Source organism: Streptomyces sp. MS06, from assembly GCF_047200655.1.
Classification (GTDB): domain Bacteria; phylum Actinomycetota; class Actinomycetes; order Streptomycetales; family Streptomycetaceae; genus Streptomyces.
The window spans coordinates 1-15,353 of record NZ_JBJZOJ010000008.1; the positions used below are offsets into that span (position 1 = coordinate 1).

The following is a 15,353-nucleotide window of genomic DNA, read 5'->3' on the forward strand; positions in this document are numbered from 1 at the left end:
CGATCCGCCCGGTCAGGTGCAGCCGGTCGGCACCGCGCAGCGCGAACCGGCCGTCGCGTGCGGCGTACCGCACCGTCCCCGGCAGCAGTACCGGTGACCGGAACTCGGCGTGCGCGTGCACGGCGTCCGGTACGCCGTGCGCGGCCAGGCAGCGCGCCACGGTCCACATGCCGTGGGCGACGGTCCGGGGGAAGCCGAACAGGCGGGCGGTGAGCGGGTGCAGGTGGATCGGGTTGCGGTCGCCGGACACCGCGCCGTAGCGCCGCCCCAGGTCGTCCGCGAGCCGCCAGGCGGCGAGGTCCGGCAGTGGCTCGGGCGGTGTCGGCCGGTCCGGCGGCTGGGGCGGTGCCGGCCGGTGGGGCGGCGGCTGGGGCGGTGTCGGCCGGTGCGGCGGCGGCTGGGGCGGCCGAGAGGACGCCGGAGGTGCCGGAGGTGCCGGAGGTGCCGGAGAGGTCGGAGGCGCCGGAGACGCTGGGGCTGCCGGGGACGTGGGGGCTGCCGGGGGTGCTGGAGTGGACGCGGACGTGCGGTGCCGGGCCAGATAGGTGCTCGTCGACTCCCACACCGTGGCCCCGCCGTCCCGCAGCTCGGTGACCACGACGGCCTCCGTGCCGCGCCGGTGCGGGCGCAGGCCGTCGACGTGCACGGTGAGTTCGTACTCCCCGCCGACGGCGAGCGAGGTGTGCCGGGTGAGCGTGATCGAGGTGTGTACCAGGCCGAGCAGCGGCAGCGGGAACGCGCGGTCGCTCATCAACCGCACGGCGAGCGGGAAGCCGAGCACGTGCGGGTAGGTGACCGGCAGGGCGTCACCGCCGGTCGCGAATCCGCACACCCGCTCGTAGGCGGCCAGGCGGGTGGGCTCGACCCGCAGGCCGGTCAGCGCGACCCGGGTGGGCGGGGCGGCGGCGAGCGGGCCGGGCCGCTTGAAGGGGGACAGCAGCGCGCCGCGGGCGAGGAGCGGGCCCAGGGCCGGCGGGGCGGCCAGTACGACGGTCGTCGCGCCCCCGGCAGGTTCCGTCCGCCCGGCCATGTGCCACTCCCAGCTCGTCCCGACGGTGGCGGAGCACTTAACGCCCCTACTTACTGTGGAGTAATGTTACCGGAGGTAAGTCTCTGTCGGAGGGGGAGGAGCGGGTGGAGATGAGCGCTGCGGAGCCGCACCGCGGGAGCAAGGGCCACCGCGCCGACCGGAGAGCCGCGACCGGCCGACGGGAGGCCGCCGGGGACCACCAGCGGGACAACACCGCGACCGGTATCCGGCGGCCCGGCACGAGGACGGCCGGACCGGCCGCCAACCAGGCCGCTCCAGAAGCCTGCTGACTGCCCCTCAGCGCGGCCCGCGAGGCTGCACACCCCCGCCCCCGGACCCTGCCGGAACCCGCACAGGGCCCCCACAGGGGCACCGTACGATTCCCTGTCCCGCCGCTGGTGAACGCCGCCCCTCCGAGGGCCGCCCGCGGCTGAACGCCCCGGCCCGCGGGGCACGTACGTCACAGGCAACAGCCGGCAGCCCGCCGCCCGCCTCAGGAGCCGCTCGTGTCCACGCCACACCCTCCTCCCGCCGCCCCCGACGCCTTCGGCGACCTCGACGGCACCCGCGCCCCCGCCCTGGTGGCGCCCGAGACCAGGCGGCTGGACGGCACCGTCAGAGAAGCCCACGTCCCGCCCCTCGCCCGGACCGTGCGGCACGGCTCCCTCGCCGACCTGCCGTTCGAGAACGCGGCCGCCGCCCCGGACTCCGTCGTGCTCAGCCGCCGCATCCCCGACGGCCGTTGGGCGGACGTGACGGCGGCGCAGTTCGCCGGGGAGGTGCTCGCCGTCGCCAAAGGGCTGATCGCGGAGGGCCTGGTGCCCGGCGACCGGATCGCCGTCCTCGCACCCACCACCTACGAGTGGACGCTCCTCGACTTCGCCGCCTGGGCGGCCGGACTGGTCGTCGTACCCGTCTACCCCACCTCCTCGGTGCACCAGGTCCGCTGGATACTCCAGGACTCCGGCGCGGTCGCCCTCGTCACCGGGACCTCCGCCCAGGCGGCCGCCGTCGGCCCCGAACGCGGCCGACTGCCCGAGCTGCGCCACCTGTGGGTGATGGAGAAGGGCCACGTCGACCGCCTCGCCGAACTCGGCGCGGCCACCGTTCCCGACCAGGAGGTGAGCGTCCGCCGCGGGGTGCTGGGCCCGGACACCCTGGCCACCCTGATCTACACCTCCGGCACCACCGGCCGCCCGAAGGGCTGCGCGCTCAGCCACGGCAACTTCTTCGCCGAGGTCGACAACGCCATCGAACTCCTCTACCCCGTCTTCCGGGCGAACGTCGGCGAGGAGGCGTCGGTCCTGCTGTTCCTGCCGATGTCGCACGTGTTCGGCCGCATGGTCGCCGTGGCCTGCGTCCGCGCCCGGGTCAGGCTGGGCCACGCGCCCAGCCTGAAGGCCGAGGACCTGCTGCCGGACCTGGCCGCCTTCCGGCCCACCTGCCTGCTGACCATCCCGTACATGCTGGAGAAGATCTACAACGGCGCCCGCGCGAAGGCGGAGACCGGCGGCCGGGCCTCCTCCTTCGACCGGGCGGCCGCCGTCGCCCGCCGGTACGGGGAGGCGCTGGAGGCTCGGCAGACCGGCACCGGCCCCGGCCCCTCCCGCGCGCTGCGGACTGCGCGCGCCTTCTACGACCCCCTGCTCTACCGGCGCATCCGCAACGCGATGGGCGGCAGGGTCAAGTACGCCATCTGCGGCGGCTCACCGCTCGGCCGCCGACTGGCCGCGTTCTACGCCGGTGCGGGCATCGAGATCTACGAGGGCTACGGGCTGACCGAGACGACCGGCGCCACCACGGTCACACCGCCGCTCAGACCCCGCCTGGGCACCGTCGGCTGGCCGCTGCCCGGCACCAGGATCCGCATCGCCGCCGACGGCGAGATCCTCGTCGGCGGCGAGCACGTGCTGCGCGGCTACTGGGACCCCGCGGCCGGCGGTGTCGTACCGGCCGCCCGGGACGGCTGGCTGGCCACCGGCGACCTCGGCGAGCTGGACGACGAGGGATACCTGACGATCACCGGACGCAAGAAGGAGCTGCTGATCACTTCCGGCGGCAAGAGCGTGGCGCCCGCCCCGATGGAGAACTGGCTCCGCTCCCACCCCCTCGTCTCGCACTGCCTCCTCGTGGGCGACCAACGCCCCTACGTCGCCGCCCTGTTCACCCTCGACCTGGACGGCGTCTCGCACTGGCGCCGCATGAACGGCAGGCACCCCGCCACCGCGGAACTCCTCCGCGACGACGCCGAACTGCACGCCGTGCTGCAACGGGCCGTCGACGAGGCCAACACGCTCGTCTCCCGCCCGGAGTCCATCCGCCGCTTCACCGTCCTGCCGGTGGACTTCACCGAGGAGGCGGGCCATCTCACCCCGTCGATGAAGCTGCGGCGCCAGGCGATCCTGCGCGACTTCGCCGGGGATGTGGAGGCGCTGTACGACCGCTAGCCGGATCGCCGGTACCGCCCTCCGCCGCTCCGGCAGTACGGGCCTGGCCGTCCGTGGCTCCGGCAGTACGGGCCTGGCCGTCCGTGGCTCCGGCAGTACGGGCCTGGCCCGCCGCCACCGTGTCCGCGAACGCCCGGGCCGCCGGACTCAGCGCGTCCCAACGGCGCACCGCCCAGCCCACCGGCAGCGGGCGCAACCCCCGCACCGGTACCAGGCGCAGACCGCCGGTCCCCGGCACCGGCAGACCGGGCAGCGCTGGAACCACCGCCCGGCCCACGCCGAGTTCGGCCAGCAGCAGCGCCGTGTCCCAGTCGGCGACGCTGGTGTCGTACGCCAGCCGAACCCCCAACTCCTCGCAGGCGGCCTCCAGCCGGGCCGCCGAGGCGGAGTTGGGCGGCAGGCGGATCAGGCGCACGTCCCGCAGGTCCGCCACCGGGTCCACCGAGCCCTGCCGGGCCAGGGGGTCGTCGCTGCCGACCGCCAGCACCCACGGCAGGTCCACCACCGGCCGCTGCTCGACGCCCCGCGCCGGGGGGCCCAGGGTGATCCACGCCAGGTCGAGCGTCCCGTCCGCCAGCGCGTCGAGGCTGCCGCGCCCCGAACTCACCGTGCGGAACTCCAGGTTGACCGCCGGATACCTGCGCCGGAACGCCACCACCGCGTCCGCCATGAAATGACGTACGGTCGTCGCCCCGGTCGCCACCCGCACGCACCCGCTCCCGCCGTCGGCGAGGTCCCGAAGCCGGCGCACCGCCAGGTCCAGCGCCGAAATACCCTCCCCGGCAGCCTCCTTCAGGACGTGGCCCGCATCCGTGGGGGCGACCCCGCGCGGCTGCCGCTCCAACAGGGCGACGCCCGTCTCCCGTTCCAGCCGCCGGACGTGCTGGCTGACCGCGGACTGGGTGCAGCCGAGGTCGCGGGCCACCGCACTGAGGCTTCCGGCGCGGCACACGGCCACGAAAACGCGCAGGTCGTCGAGAGTCACAGGGGCGCACGATACCCAAGGCAGACCTTGGGTCCGGCAACAAATCCCAAGGATTGACTGCACTCGTGCGGCTGTACGACGATCACTGCAGGGCCCCGGGCGGCAACCCGCCCCACCACTCGGCCGCAGTCCGGACCGGCAGGGAGGAGGGAGCGGGTGCCGACCCACCCACCGCTGCGCCCAGTCCCGGCCCACCGCACAGGAGACCCCGCGTGCCGACCTCCCCGATGCATCCCCAGCAGCCCCCGGACTCGGATCCGGACCCGGAACCGGGCACGCCCCCGGACACGGACACGGCCCCGGACCCCGCCGCGGCTCGGGCCGCGGCCTTCCTACGGGATCTCGGCGCCGACCGCGTTCCGCACCCCGGCGGCACCCTCCTGGACCACCTCGGCCGGGTCCGCTCCCGCCTCGCCGGCTGGGGCGCCCGCCCCGCGCTCCGGCTGGCCGGACTGTGCCACGCCTGCTACGGCACGGACGGCTTTCCCGCGGTCCTGCTCCCCCTCGACCGTCGCGCCGACCTCGCGGGGGTCATCGGTGCCGAGGCCGAGACGATCGTCCGGCGGTACGGCGGGTGTGCGCGCACGGCCACGTACGCGGGCCTCGGCTCCCCGAACGCCCTGTTCCACGACCGCTTCACGGGGCGGGCCGATCCCCCGGCACCCGGAGAGCTGCACGACTTCGCGGAGCTGACCGCAGCCAACGAACTCGACCTCGCCGTAAGGGACTCCGCCTTCCGCGACCGCCACGGCCCGGGGCTGCTGGCCCTGTTCACCCGCCTTCGGCCGCAGCTCAGCCGCGCCGCATGGGAGGACTGCCGCTCGATCCTCGGAGCGAGCGCGGGCTGACCGCTGACGGCTGACCGCTGGCGGCTGACCGCTGTCGCCGTCGCTGTTGTTGTCGGAGCAGGAGTCGGGGGTCGGCGTTCGGTGGGGAAGGGTCCGGGGCGGGTCGGCGGGCGTCGGGTTCAGGCCACGCCCGCCGCTCGCAGCGCCGCCGCGGTACCCGCAGCGCCCAGGACGACCACCGCGAACGGCGCCCGACGCCAAGCCAGCACCCCGCCCGCCAGGACCCCGGCCGGGCGAGCCCACCCGGCGAACCCGCCCGCCTCGGTGAGGGCGCCCGTCGCCAACAGGGCCACGAGCACGACGACGGCCCCCGCGGACAGCAGCCGCTGCACACCCGGCGGGATGCTGACCCGTCCGTGCAGCAGCGGACCGGTCAGCCGGAACGCGTAGGTGCCGGCGGCCAGCGCGAGGATCACCACGACCGTCGCGTTCATGCCGCGTCCCCCCTTCCGTGGTGGGGGCCGCGGGCGAGCAGCCCGGCCAGGGCGAGCAGTACCGGCACACCGGCCGGGACGTACGGGGTGACGGCGAGGGCGAGGGCCGCGCCGAGCAGTGCCGCGCGCCGGACCGCCGGGTTCTCCCGCAGGGTGGGCAGGACCAGTGCCGTGAGGACGGCGGGGAAGGCGGCGTCCAGTCCGTAGACGGCCGTGTCGCCCAGTGCCCGGCCGGCCAGCGCCCCGGCCAGGACGGCGGTGTTCCACACGGCGAACAGGCCGACGCCCGACACCCAGAACGCGGTCCGGCGCCGTGCCGGGTCGGACTGGGCCAGTGCGAAGGCGACCGTCTCGTCGGTGACCAGGTGCGCGCCGAGCAGCCGGGCGGCGCGGCCCCCACCGATGAGGTCGGCGACGGCCAGGCTGAAGGCTGCCGTGCGGGCGTTGAGCAGCAGCCCGGTGGCCGCGGCGGCGACCGGGCCGCCGCCGGCGAGCAGGATGCCGACCGCGGTGAACTGGGCCGACCCCGCGTACACGAGGAGCGACATCACCACCGGCACCCACACGGGCAGACCCCCGGCCACCGCGATCGCGCCGAAGGACACGCCGACGATGCCGCCGGCCAGGCAGACGAGGGAGACGTCCCGCAGCAGCTCCGGGTCCGCGGAGTATGTTCGTTGTGCCGAACGCATGTTTTTCACACTGAACGGTCAACGGTGTGTTCGTCAAGACGAACGATCGGACCGATGTGGCGAACGGAAGGAGTGGTGATGTCCGACAGTCCGGACGCTTCGGAGAGCCGGAAGGGATCCGCGGGCAAGGGCCGGAGGAATCCGGACGGCCGAGAGGCGGGTGGCGGTGGCGGGCCGGCGGGTGGCGGTGGCCGTGGCGGGCCGGCGGGCGCCGCGGCGCCGGCAAGGCTCCCGCTGGACTGGATCGCCGCATCGCTCCGGCGCGAGCGCACCCGCGCCGGGCTGTCCCTCTCCGAGTTGGCAAAGCGGGCCGGTATCGCCAAGTCCACGCTGTCGCAGCTCGAAGGGGCGAGCGGCAATCCGAGTGTGGAGACGCTCTGGGCGCTGGCCGTGGCGCTGGGCGTGCCGTTCAGTGCGCTGGTCGAGCCGCCGGCACCCGCGGTGCGGGTGATCCGTGCCGGGCAGGGGCCCTCGGTCGCCTCGGAGCAGGCTCCCTACCTGGCGACCCTCCTGTCGGCCAGTCCTCCGGGCGCCCGCCGCGACATCTACCACCTACGGGCGGAACCCGGGTCGGCCCGCCAATCGGAACCACACATTCCGGGAACGGTGGAGCATCTGATCGTCGGTGCGGGACGGGTGAAGGCGGGGCCGTCCGGGGCGGAGGCCGAACTGGGCCCGGGCGACTACATGACCTATCGCGGCGACGTCCCGCACTCCTATGAAGCACTCGCTCCCGGCACGATGTTCGTACTGGTCATGCAGCACGCCTGAGTTCTGTCGCGCAGGCCGGGAATTCACCGGGAATTCACCCGGTGGAGTACTGGATCACTGGAATACCGCAGGACAAAGGCAGGAGCCCCGTCGCCGGTCCGGCGACAGGGCTCCTTGGGTACTGCACTCAGTCTGCGATCAGACCGGGGTGACGTTCTCCGCCTGGGGACCCTTCGGGCCCTGCGTGACGTCGAAGCTCACCTGCTGGTTCTCCTCGAGGGAGCGGAAGCCGGTGGCGTTGATCGCGGAGTAGTGGACGAAGACGTCGGGGCCGCCGCCTTCCTGGGCGATGAAGCCAAAGCCCTTTTCGGCGTTGAACCACTTAACGGTTCCGGTAGCCATAAGCCCTCCTTGGGCCCAAAGGGTCGCCCTGCTCCAGAACCTGCAAGTGTGAAAACACGTCCATGCCGCACAACTGCATTCGTCTGAAAACGACTAGAGCCCGCGGTCACATGCTCCGCAGGCTCTGCACTGCAAGGGAAACCAAACTGCAACTTGTGGCGAGCCTAGCATGCAGGCACCGGAAAGCAAGAGAGGCCAAGATCACGTCACTCGGATGTTTGAACGATCCACCCGGATGGTCGACCGGAGGTCACCGGCGGGGGTGCGGGACGCCTCGCCCGACCCGGGGGCTAGTCTCGCGATGTGGACAATTCTCGCACCCGGCCGCGTGTCGGCCACATCCAGTTCCTGAACTGCCTGCCCCTCTATTGGGGGCTCGCGAGAACCGGCACCCTCCTCGACTTCGAGCTCACCAAGGACACCCCGGAGAAGCTCAGCGAGCGACTGGTGGCGGGCGACCTCGACATCGGGCCGATCACCCTCGTCGAGTTCCTGAGGCACGCCGACGAACTCGTCGCCTTCCCCGACATCGCCGTCGGCTGCGACGGCCCCGTGATGTCCTGTGTGATCGTCTCGCAGGTCCCGCTGGAACGCCTGGACGGCGCCCGGGTCGCCCTCGGCTCGACCTCCCGCACCTCCGTCCGCCTCGCCCAGCTGCTGCTGGCCGAGCGGTACGGCGTCCGGCCCGACTACTACACCTGCCCGCCGGACCTGAGCCTGATGATGCAGGAGGCGGAGGCCGCGGTGCTGATCGGCGACGCGGCACTGCGGGCCAACCTGCTCGACGGCCCCCGCTACGGCCTGGCCGTGCACGACCTGGGCGCGCTGTGGAAGGAGTGGACCGGGCTGCCGTTCGTCTTCGCCGTCTGGGCGGCCCGCCGCGACTACCTGGAGCGCGAGCCCGCCATCACCCGCCGGGTCCACGAGGCCTTCCTCGCCTCCCGCAACCTCTCCCTGGAGGAGGTCGGCAAGGTGGCTGAGCAGGCGGCCCGCTGGGAGGCCTTCGACGAGCGGACCCTCGCCCAGTACTTCACCACCCTGGACTTCAGCTTCGGCGCCCGCCAGCTCGAGGCGGTGGCGGAGTTCGCGCGGCGGGTCGGATCCACCACCGGATTCCCGGCCGACGTGAAGGTGGACCTGCTGAAGCAGTGAGGTCGGGGCGGGTGAAGCGGTGAGGATCGGGCGGGGCCGCACTACCCTGCTGTGAGCCAAGGCGCACGGGGGACGGCACACGGGGGAGGAACCACGCCATCATGCAGCCGCTCGCTGCCGACGAACCCACCGAGGTGGGGCCCTACCGGCTGCTCGGCCGGCTGGGCTCCGGCGGGATGGGCCGGGTGTACCTGGGACGCAGTTCCTCGGGCCGCACCGTCGCCGTGAAGATCGTGCATCCGCACTTCGCGCTGGACGAGGAGTTCCGCGCCCGGTTCCGGCGCGAGATCGCGGCGGCCCGCCGGGTGGGCGGCGCATGGACCGCGCCGGTGCTGGACGCCGACCCGGAGGCCGCGGTGCCCTGGGTCGCCACCGCCTACGTCGCCGGTCCCTCCCTGGCCGCGGCGGTCGCCGAGGGCGGCGCGCTGCCCGCGCACTCGGTGCGGGCCCTGGGCGCCGGCCTCGCGGAGGCCCTGGCGGCGGTGCACGAGCGGGGACTGGTGCACCGCGACGTGAAACCGTCCAACGTCCTGCTCACCCTCGACGGCCCCCTGCTGATCGACTTCGGCATCGCCCGCGCCACCGACGGCACGGCCTCGCTGACGGCGACCGGGGTCTCCGTCGGCTCCCCCGGCTACATGGCGCCGGAGCAGATCCTCGGCGAGGCGGCCTCCGGGGCGGCCGACGTGTTCTCCCTCGGCGCGGTCCTGGCCTACGCGGCCACCGGTGCCCCGCCGTTCCCCGGGGACTCCTCGGCGGCGCTCCTCTACAAGGTGGTGCACGGGGAGCCCGAACTGGACGGTCTCACCGGCGAGCTGAGGGAGATCGCGGCCGACTGCCTGGCCAAGGACCCGGCCACCCGGCCCGCTCCGTCGGAGGTGGCCCGGCGCCTGGCCCCGGAGGGCGCGGCCCGGCTGGTGGCGGGCGGCTGGCTGCCCGGCGCGCTGGTGGAACAGGTCAGCCGCAGCGTGGTCCGGCTGCTGAACCTCGAGGCGGGCGAGCCGGACGCGGACCCGGCGCCCTCCGGGCCGGTGGAGTTCAGCAGGCCCTCGGAGGACGGGACGGCGGACCCGGCGCCGGGCGCCCCGGGCGGTACCGGAGCATCCGGCCCGTCGGGCGGATCCGGCCCGTCGGGCGGATCCGGGGTATCCGGCGTGTCCGCGGGGCCGGGGGAGTCCGGGGCCTCCCGGGCCTCCCGGGCCTCTCTGGGACCCGAGGCCCTCAACCCAGCCGCGGCATACCCACCGGCCGCCCACGGAGCCACCTCCGCAGGGCAGTTCGGGCCACCGCCGGTCATGGCCGGGGACGGCGGGGCCGCCGCCCAGCCGCCGCCGCACGCCGAGGCCGGCCCGGCGGCCGGCGCCGTACCGCCGCCGCGGGACGAAACCCCCAACGGGCGGAACGGCTCGGCCACGACGGGAGGCTCAGCCGCCGCGGAAGCCTTCGCTGCGGCGGAAGGCTCCGCCGACCGGCGCCCCGGCAGGCTGTCCCTCAGCGTGGCGGCGGACTCCACGCCGCGCGACAGCGACCGGGGCCGCCGGCTCAGCTGCACGGTGGCGCTCGCGGTCGCCGGGGCGCTGGCGGCGGTGACCGTCGGCACGGTGTTCGTACTGGACCTGCTGCCGGGCTCCGGGAGCGGCTCCGACCCGGCCGGCGCCCACTCCCCACCCCCCGCCGGGACGTCCTCCGCATCCTCCCCCGGCGCCTCCTCCACGCCCTCCGACGGCGCGTCGTCCACACCGTCCGGCGGCTCCTCGGCCTCCCCCGGCGGCTCCTCGGGCCCCTCCGACGGCACCGGGGGCACCGTCCCCGCCCGCTACCTCGGCACCTGGCAGGGCCAGGGCACCGCCCTCGACGGCACGCTGCCCCTCGGCACCTTCCGGCTGACGGTCCACCAGGCAGCTGTGGGCGAGGAGTTGGGCAGCATGCGGCAGACCGACCAGCTCGGCGGCCACTGCGACGACATCCTGACGCTGAAACAGGCCACGGAGAAGGAGATCGTGGTGACGTCCACCGGTGCCGCCTCCAACCACTCCGGCTGCAACCCCACGCCCCACATCGTCCGACTCACCCCGACCGGTGACGACCTGACGTACTCCTCCGAGAGCGAGGCGGAGGGCAGGCCGACGGCGCGGCTCTCCCGCGTCGGATAGCCCGCCGGTACCGGCCGACCGGGGGCCCCGGCAACGGGTGACGACTGCGGGCGGCGTGGACGGGCCGGGTGACTGCCACCGAGGGCCGTCCCGTGACCGCTGGTGTCCCGTCTCGGCAGAGGCCGCCCGAAGCCACAGGAGTCAGTTGAGCGACAAACCGGCTCGACTGTGGTCACCGCGGTAGCCGATCATGCGTTCATGCCGCTGAGAGACACCCTTGCCCGAGTGGATGCGGACCTGGCCGTCGGCCGAGTCCCCGTCGCGCGCCAGCGCCTGCGCGGGCTGGTGTCGTCCTTTCCGAACGACCTGATGCTTCGCCGGCGCTTGGCCGAGGTGTACCGCCTCTACCGAGAGCCTGCAGAAGCGGGCCGCTGGATGTACCTCGAAGAGGACCGGGACGCGGCCGAGACCGGCGCCTTCGAAGCGAGATACCGCACGGCCCCGCAGCGTATGCGGGCACTCGCCTGGCAAGGCCCGGAGTCGTTCGCCCGAACCACCTTTGCCAGAGAGCAACTGGCCGCAGTACGGGCAGCGTGCTCCCATGCCGTGGGACGCCCCGTCGACTGGGGCGCGGTGCCATCCGACGAGAAGGCGGACGGCAGGGGGAGCGCCTTCGGCGACTTCTCGGCAGGGGCTGGATGCCTGGTGGCGATCCTCGTGCTCCTCGCGCTCTCGGTGAACGGCCTCGTGGCCCTCTTCAAGTGATCCGTGGTGTCGGGGCCTGTGGGAGCGCCGCTGGAGGTTCGGGGCGACTGTCCGGAACCGCCGTGAAGGGCACCGGCAAGTGAAATGATCTCGCTGTGCTCGGGAATGCATCGCCAACGCCGAGGTGAATCCGATCAACTGGGCCCAGGAGGTTCCCGTTGTGCGCCCGAGTCATCGATGGGAAGGTCTGCCGTGCCTGATTTCGTCTTCGATCTGATACCGGTCACAACCGCTGATGTGCAGGGATTCCGAGGTCGGATCGGACCCTTCGGCGATGTGGAGGTGCACTCGGCCCTCGCGGCCGGGAACCTTCGTCACAACCGGACCGTCCTGACGGGCGAACAGTTCCCCGAGGCGGTGTTCAGCGGTGGCGGGACGGGCGGTGTGCCCTCCCTGGACGGCGGATGGCTGCAGATCGACGGCGTTCCGGTCCGAATCGACCTGCGGGTCAAGGGGGTACGAAAGGGGTCGCGCCGGCTCGACATGTGGTACCTGGACCGGCAGTACACCTACCGGTCGGGGGGCTCGGGCAGGGAAGCGGTGCTCTCCCGCGGACCGGTTCGTGTCACGATCGACGGTGTCACCGGGAAGGCGGGGGTCGAGCGGTCGGGTAGCGCAGAGGGCGGCGCGGATGCCACCGACCTCGCCGTCGCGATCGTCTTCGAACAGGTCGATACCGCGTGCCTGACACTCAGCGGTGCGCTGCTGGCGATCCCGCGGAACCTCCTCATGGGGAACGGCCGGGACGAAGGGTGAATGCGCCGGCGACCGCGAGCGGTCCGCCGGCGCACGTCGTGCCCGCCTCGGAACCGGTTCATCGGATCCACCCGGGACTTGGCGATGCCCAACCGGAGCCTGCTACTCGTCCCCCACCAAGGCGAAGGCGAACGCCAGCCGACGGTCGAGCCAGTTCGCCTGGATCTTGACCTGCGTGCTGCCCTCCGACGTCATCACGACCTTGTCTCCAGCTCGCCACTCCAAGAGCCGCGGCCTGTTCCGCGATCTGTCGTCCGTGCCCGCGTCGAACAGGCCGTCCACTGCCTCGAAGGCGGCACGGATGGCCACGCGTGCCGCCACCTGCCCGGCACCGCCGCTCGCCCATTCGTTGCGTCCGACGATTTCCGGCCTACCGGGCTGGTCGAGACGCCAGGTGTGCTTGAAAGGACGCCTGGGCGGTATACGGCGCAGGGTTCCGATGACCTGCCCCAGTGCGTCCCGCACGACGTGGTGCCGTTCTCCGTCCACCTCTCCGGGTTCCTCGACGTAGCACAGAAGACGTCGGGCGGCGGCGTCCTCGAACAGTGTGAGCTCTGGACGGGACGGAAGGCCGGCGGTGGACGACGAGCCCAGGAAGGCGCAGGGTGCGAGGATCGGACGGTCCTTGTTGCCCGTCGGTACGCGGACGGCAGGTTCTCCCCACACCGACCGGATCCGCTTGGGTGACCTGGGCCGCTCGACGGATCCGACTCCGAACCTGAACACGGACTCCCAGGCGACGGGCTCCACCGGCCCCTCTTCCTCACCCTTGCCCTTGCTGCTCCTGCCGAAAGCCACTCATGCCTCCAGGGTTGTTCCTCGGGGAGTGCCGGGTGACCCTACCGTGAGACTCGACGGGCCGACCGGGGACGCGGGGCGACCCAAGTCCCCCCGTACAGCGAACCGTCGGTGTTCAAGAACTGCATTCGTCCCGGAGGCTATGCGCTGGTGCGGGTCAGCCGTACCGCCTGGTCAGTGAGGCCGGACACCTCGAACAGCACGTCCGCGAATTCGACCGTGTCACCGACCCTCACGTCCTCGTAGGCGGCCACCGGAATCGCCGCGCAGTTCGCGCCGAGGCCGGCCGAACCCGCTGAGGTGTCGATGAACGAGACGGTGAGCGACAGGCCGGTGGGAAAGCGCTGCACGCCGCCGTTGTCGAGCAGGGAAAGCGTCCCGCCCTCGGCGGGGAAACCGTTCTCCGCAGTAGTGAGAACGGCATGGTTCGTGGTGAAGCACAGGCCGTCGTCCGCCGCCCCGCCCTGAGGGGATCCCGCTTCCGGCGCCGCAGCGAGAGCGTCCCTGTCCTCGGCGGCCCTCGGCTCGAGTACGACCCGGTAGGAGCAGATCTGCCGGACCTTGTAGCGATGGCCGCCGATCGTCACCTGCGCCCCGGTCCGCACCGTCCACTGCCGCTGCCCCGACCGGTGGGCCGCGCCGTCCCGGAGCGTCGCGGTGCGCGTCGTTCCGTCGACGTGTGCTGCGGAGTACTGCACGCCCCCGCCTCCGGGCAGCCGGAAGCCACCACCGCGCAGGACGTGCACGCCGTCCGCCGGTGCCGCACCGACGCACACCGGGCCACCGCTCCTCGCGGCCGCCCGGGCGGTTCCCGTCGAGGACGTGGGCTCCCCGTCCCCGCCGCCCTCGGGCGGCGCGCAGCCGGCCGCGGACAGCAGGGCGATCACGGTGACGCCTGCGATGGCGTACCCGGGCGCCGATCCGAGCACGTTGCTCCTCCCCCACCAGCGCACGCCTTCGGGCGATCCGCTGTCCACGCAGCGCTGTCCACGGCAGCGCTGTTGAAGCATACGAGTCCCAAGATGCCCTCGCGCCGAGTGGGCTGCGCTCTCCGCGACCATGGCACACGGCGCCGGTGCGGCTACGGTGATGACGCCGTACGCGGTCGTGTGCGGATCCTGCGGGCGCCCTCGAGGCGGCTGCGGGAGGCAGGCGAGGGGGAGCAGCACCGATGCGTGTCAGGACACCGCAACCGGGCTGAGCACCTCGATGTACTCGGCCGGATCACGACACCGGTCACGACGGGAAGCCCCGACGGAGGGCGAACGGGGAGACGGACTTGAGCGAAGTCGCAGAGGCAGACGTTCGGACGCGGAAGACGCGCGCCCGCTTTCCCGTCGCGCTGGCGCTCGGCATCGGCTGCTATGCGATAGCCGTGATCGCCGGGATGGCTCTCCTTTCCGACGATGCGGGGCCGCCCCTCCAGGGCCTGTTGTGGATCGTGCACGGAGTGCTCCTCATCGCGCTGATCCGGAAGCTGGGGGCCAGGGAGTCGAGTACGTACACGGCCCTGTTCATCGTGCTCGCGTCCGCGATGGCCGCGCACGTCGTCGACCTGGCCCGCGACGACCTCACTCTTCAGCAGCGCGGCGAGCGGATCACCGTCACGGTGGTGAAGGAACGGCTCGACCCCGCACAGGGCCGCAGGGCTCGGCAAGCCCATTACACGCTGCTCCGGCGCGACGGCTCTCGTGTTCCCGGGCCCGAGATGGCACCGCCGTCCGATCTCTACCACGTCGGCCAGGTGTTGACGGTGATCGCGGACCCCGAGGGAGAACTCGCGCCCGAGACGCCGGGGCAGGCGGATGCGACCGGTGAGGTCCTCGGTTGCGGCGCGTTCGCCCTGGCCGCGCTCGGTGCCGTCGGCTGGATCGCGTGGCGGGGGTCGGACGCCGCCAGACGGCGGGACGCGCGCAGGCAGCGGGGCGGCACGCGGCAGGTGCACCGGACCGGCACCGGCGACCACCCCACGCGGAAGGAGCAGGAGGCCAGGCTGCGCGAGGTCCTCGGCACCCACCTCGCCGACGGCCGCGGTTGCATCGAGGTGCATGCCGGGGACTACCCCGGGCTCTCGCACGAACGGGCAGCGCGCATCGCCTGGGAGACGGGTCTGTGCGCGGAGGCGGTGGGCGATCAGGGCTCCTGGCGCTTCGGGGAGACAGTCGTGGAGGAAGCCCCGCGCGACTGAGCAGGGCGGACGGGCAGGTGGAGAGACTGAGCTCCGGGCTCCGGCACCGGCA

Annotated in this window: 16 protein-coding genes; 9 read left to right on the plus strand and 7 right to left on the minus strand. The window is 73.2% G+C overall.

Annotation, left to right across the window (positions count from 1 at the left end; all coding sequences use genetic code 11):
* Positions 1-1,030 (minus strand): MaoC family dehydratase (locus tag ACL02U_RS05660; RefSeq protein ID WP_412789524.1); only part of this gene is annotated, 1,030 nt, incomplete at its 3' end.
* Positions 1,031-1,140: 110 nt separating this feature from the next.
* On the opposite strand from ACL02U_RS05660, the gene ACL02U_RS05665 reads away from it, so the two are divergent.
* The gene (locus ACL02U_RS05665; RefSeq protein ID WP_412789525.1) at positions 1,141-1,320 is read left to right on the plus strand and encodes a hypothetical protein; all 180 of its coding nucleotides are present in this window, start codon (positions 1,141-1,143) and stop codon (positions 1,318-1,320) included.
* A gap of 216 nt (positions 1,321-1,536) precedes the next feature.
* The gene (locus tag ACL02U_RS05670; RefSeq protein WP_412789526.1) at positions 1,537-3,477 is read left to right on the plus strand and encodes an AMP-dependent synthetase/ligase; all 1,941 of its coding nucleotides are present in this window, start codon (positions 1,537-1,539) and stop codon (positions 3,475-3,477) included.
* Here the strand turns inward: ACL02U_RS05670 and ACL02U_RS05675 are convergent.
* Positions 3,398-4,462, minus strand: a complete 1,065-nt coding sequence (locus tag ACL02U_RS05675; RefSeq protein ID WP_412789527.1) for a LysR family transcriptional regulator — start codon at positions 4,460-4,462, stop codon at positions 3,398-3,400. The two genes, ACL02U_RS05670 and ACL02U_RS05675, sit on opposite strands and share 80 nt — an antisense overlap.
* 212 nt (positions 4,463-4,674) lie before the next feature.
* On the opposite strand from ACL02U_RS05675, the gene ACL02U_RS05680 reads away from it, so the two are divergent.
* Positions 4,675-5,310, plus strand: coding sequence for a DUF6817 domain-containing protein (locus ACL02U_RS05680; protein ID WP_412789528.1), 636 nt, complete (start codon positions 4,675-4,677; stop codon positions 5,308-5,310).
* Positions 5,311-5,429: 119 nt separating this feature from the next.
* Here the strand turns inward: ACL02U_RS05680 and ACL02U_RS05685 are convergent, their stop codons facing one another.
* Together ACL02U_RS05685 and ACL02U_RS05690 are read right to left on the minus strand one after the other, a co-directional pair.
* The gene (locus tag ACL02U_RS05685) at positions 5,430-5,744 is read right to left on the minus strand and encodes an AzlD domain-containing protein (RefSeq protein ID WP_412789529.1); all 315 of its coding nucleotides are present in this window, start codon (positions 5,742-5,744) and stop codon (positions 5,430-5,432) included.
* Entirely contained in the window at positions 5,741-6,436 is a 696-nt protein-coding gene (locus tag ACL02U_RS05690; protein WP_412789530.1) for an AzlC family ABC transporter permease, read from the minus strand. The genes ACL02U_RS05685 and ACL02U_RS05690 overlap by 4 nt, the downstream gene beginning before the upstream one ends.
* A 78-nt stretch (positions 6,437-6,514) precedes the next feature.
* Between ACL02U_RS05690 and ACL02U_RS05695 the strand changes: the two genes are divergently transcribed.
* Complete coding sequence (locus ACL02U_RS05695; RefSeq protein WP_412789531.1) at positions 6,515-7,207, plus strand: helix-turn-helix domain-containing protein; 693 nt, start codon at positions 6,515-6,517, stop codon at positions 7,205-7,207.
* 138 nt (positions 7,208-7,345) lie between these two features.
* On the opposite strand, the gene ACL02U_RS05700 is transcribed toward ACL02U_RS05695, so the two are convergent.
* Entirely contained in the window at positions 7,346-7,549 is a 204-nt protein-coding gene (locus ACL02U_RS05700) for a cold-shock protein (protein WP_004984723.1), read from the minus strand.
* 303 nt (positions 7,550-7,852) lie between these two features.
* Between ACL02U_RS05700 and ACL02U_RS05705 the strand changes: the two genes are divergently transcribed.
* From ACL02U_RS05705 to ACL02U_RS05720, 4 genes are all read left to right on the plus strand, one after another.
* A complete protein-coding gene (locus ACL02U_RS05705) occupies positions 7,853-8,701 on the plus strand; it encodes a menaquinone biosynthetic enzyme MqnA/MqnD family protein (RefSeq protein WP_412789532.1) in 849 nt (282 codons plus the stop codon).
* Positions 8,702-8,802: 101 nt separating this feature from the next.
* Positions 8,803-10,854, plus strand: coding sequence for a protein kinase domain-containing protein (locus tag ACL02U_RS05710; protein ID WP_412789533.1), 2,052 nt, complete (start codon positions 8,803-8,805; stop codon positions 10,852-10,854).
* A 198-nt stretch (positions 10,855-11,052) separates the two neighbouring features.
* Positions 11,053-11,559, plus strand: coding sequence for a DUF6584 family protein (locus ACL02U_RS05715; protein ID WP_412789534.1), 507 nt, complete (start codon positions 11,053-11,055; stop codon positions 11,557-11,559).
* A gap of 276 nt (positions 11,560-11,835) precedes the next feature.
* The gene (locus tag ACL02U_RS05720; protein WP_412789535.1) at positions 11,836-12,315 is read left to right on the plus strand and encodes a hypothetical protein; all 480 of its coding nucleotides are present in this window, start codon (positions 11,836-11,838) and stop codon (positions 12,313-12,315) included.
* A 102-nt stretch (positions 12,316-12,417) separates the two neighbouring features.
* Here the strand turns inward: ACL02U_RS05720 and ACL02U_RS05725 are convergent, their stop codons facing one another.
* Together ACL02U_RS05725 and ACL02U_RS05730 are read right to left on the minus strand one after the other, a co-directional pair.
* Positions 12,418-13,113, minus strand: a complete 696-nt coding sequence (locus ACL02U_RS05725; RefSeq protein ID WP_412789536.1) for a hypothetical protein — start codon at positions 13,111-13,113, stop codon at positions 12,418-12,420.
* 140 nt (positions 13,114-13,253) lie between these two features.
* The gene (locus ACL02U_RS05730) at positions 13,254-14,090 is read right to left on the minus strand and encodes a hypothetical protein (RefSeq protein WP_412789537.1); all 837 of its coding nucleotides are present in this window, start codon (positions 14,088-14,090) and stop codon (positions 13,254-13,256) included.
* A 302-nt stretch (positions 14,091-14,392) separates the two neighbouring features.
* On the opposite strand from ACL02U_RS05730, the gene ACL02U_RS05735 reads away from it, so the two are divergent.
* Positions 14,393-15,301, plus strand: coding sequence for a hypothetical protein (locus ACL02U_RS05735; RefSeq protein WP_412789538.1), 909 nt, complete (start codon positions 14,393-14,395; stop codon positions 15,299-15,301).
* The last annotated feature ends 52 nt before the right edge of the window (positions 15,302-15,353 follow it).

What these genes read in the sequence shown, in the direction of transcription:
- ACL02U_RS05715 (WP_412789534.1), top strand. Translation starts at nt 11,053, where the DNA reads ATGCCGCTGAGAGACACCCTTGCCCGAGTGGATGCGGACCTGGCCGTC.
- ACL02U_RS05710 (WP_412789533.1), top strand. Translation starts at nt 8,803, where the DNA reads ATGCAGCCGCTCGCTGCCGACGAACCCACCGAGGTGGGGCCCTACCGG.
- ACL02U_RS05665 (WP_412789525.1), top strand. Translation starts at nt 1,141, where the DNA reads ATGAGCGCTGCGGAGCCGCACCGCGGGAGCAAGGGCCACCGCGCCGAC.
- ACL02U_RS05690 (WP_412789530.1), bottom strand. Translation starts at nt 6,436, where the DNA reads ATGCGTTCGGCACAACGAACATACTCCGCGGACCCGGAGCTGCTGCGG.
- ACL02U_RS05685 (WP_412789529.1), bottom strand. Translation starts at nt 5,744, where the DNA reads ATGAACGCGACGGTCGTGGTGATCCTCGCGCTGGCCGCCGGCACCTAC.
- ACL02U_RS05695 (WP_412789531.1), top strand. Translation starts at nt 6,515, where the DNA reads ATGTCCGACAGTCCGGACGCTTCGGAGAGCCGGAAGGGATCCGCGGGC.
- ACL02U_RS05700 (WP_004984723.1), bottom strand. Translation starts at nt 7,549, where the DNA reads ATGGCTACCGGAACCGTTAAGTGGTTCAACGCCGAAAAGGGCTTTGGC.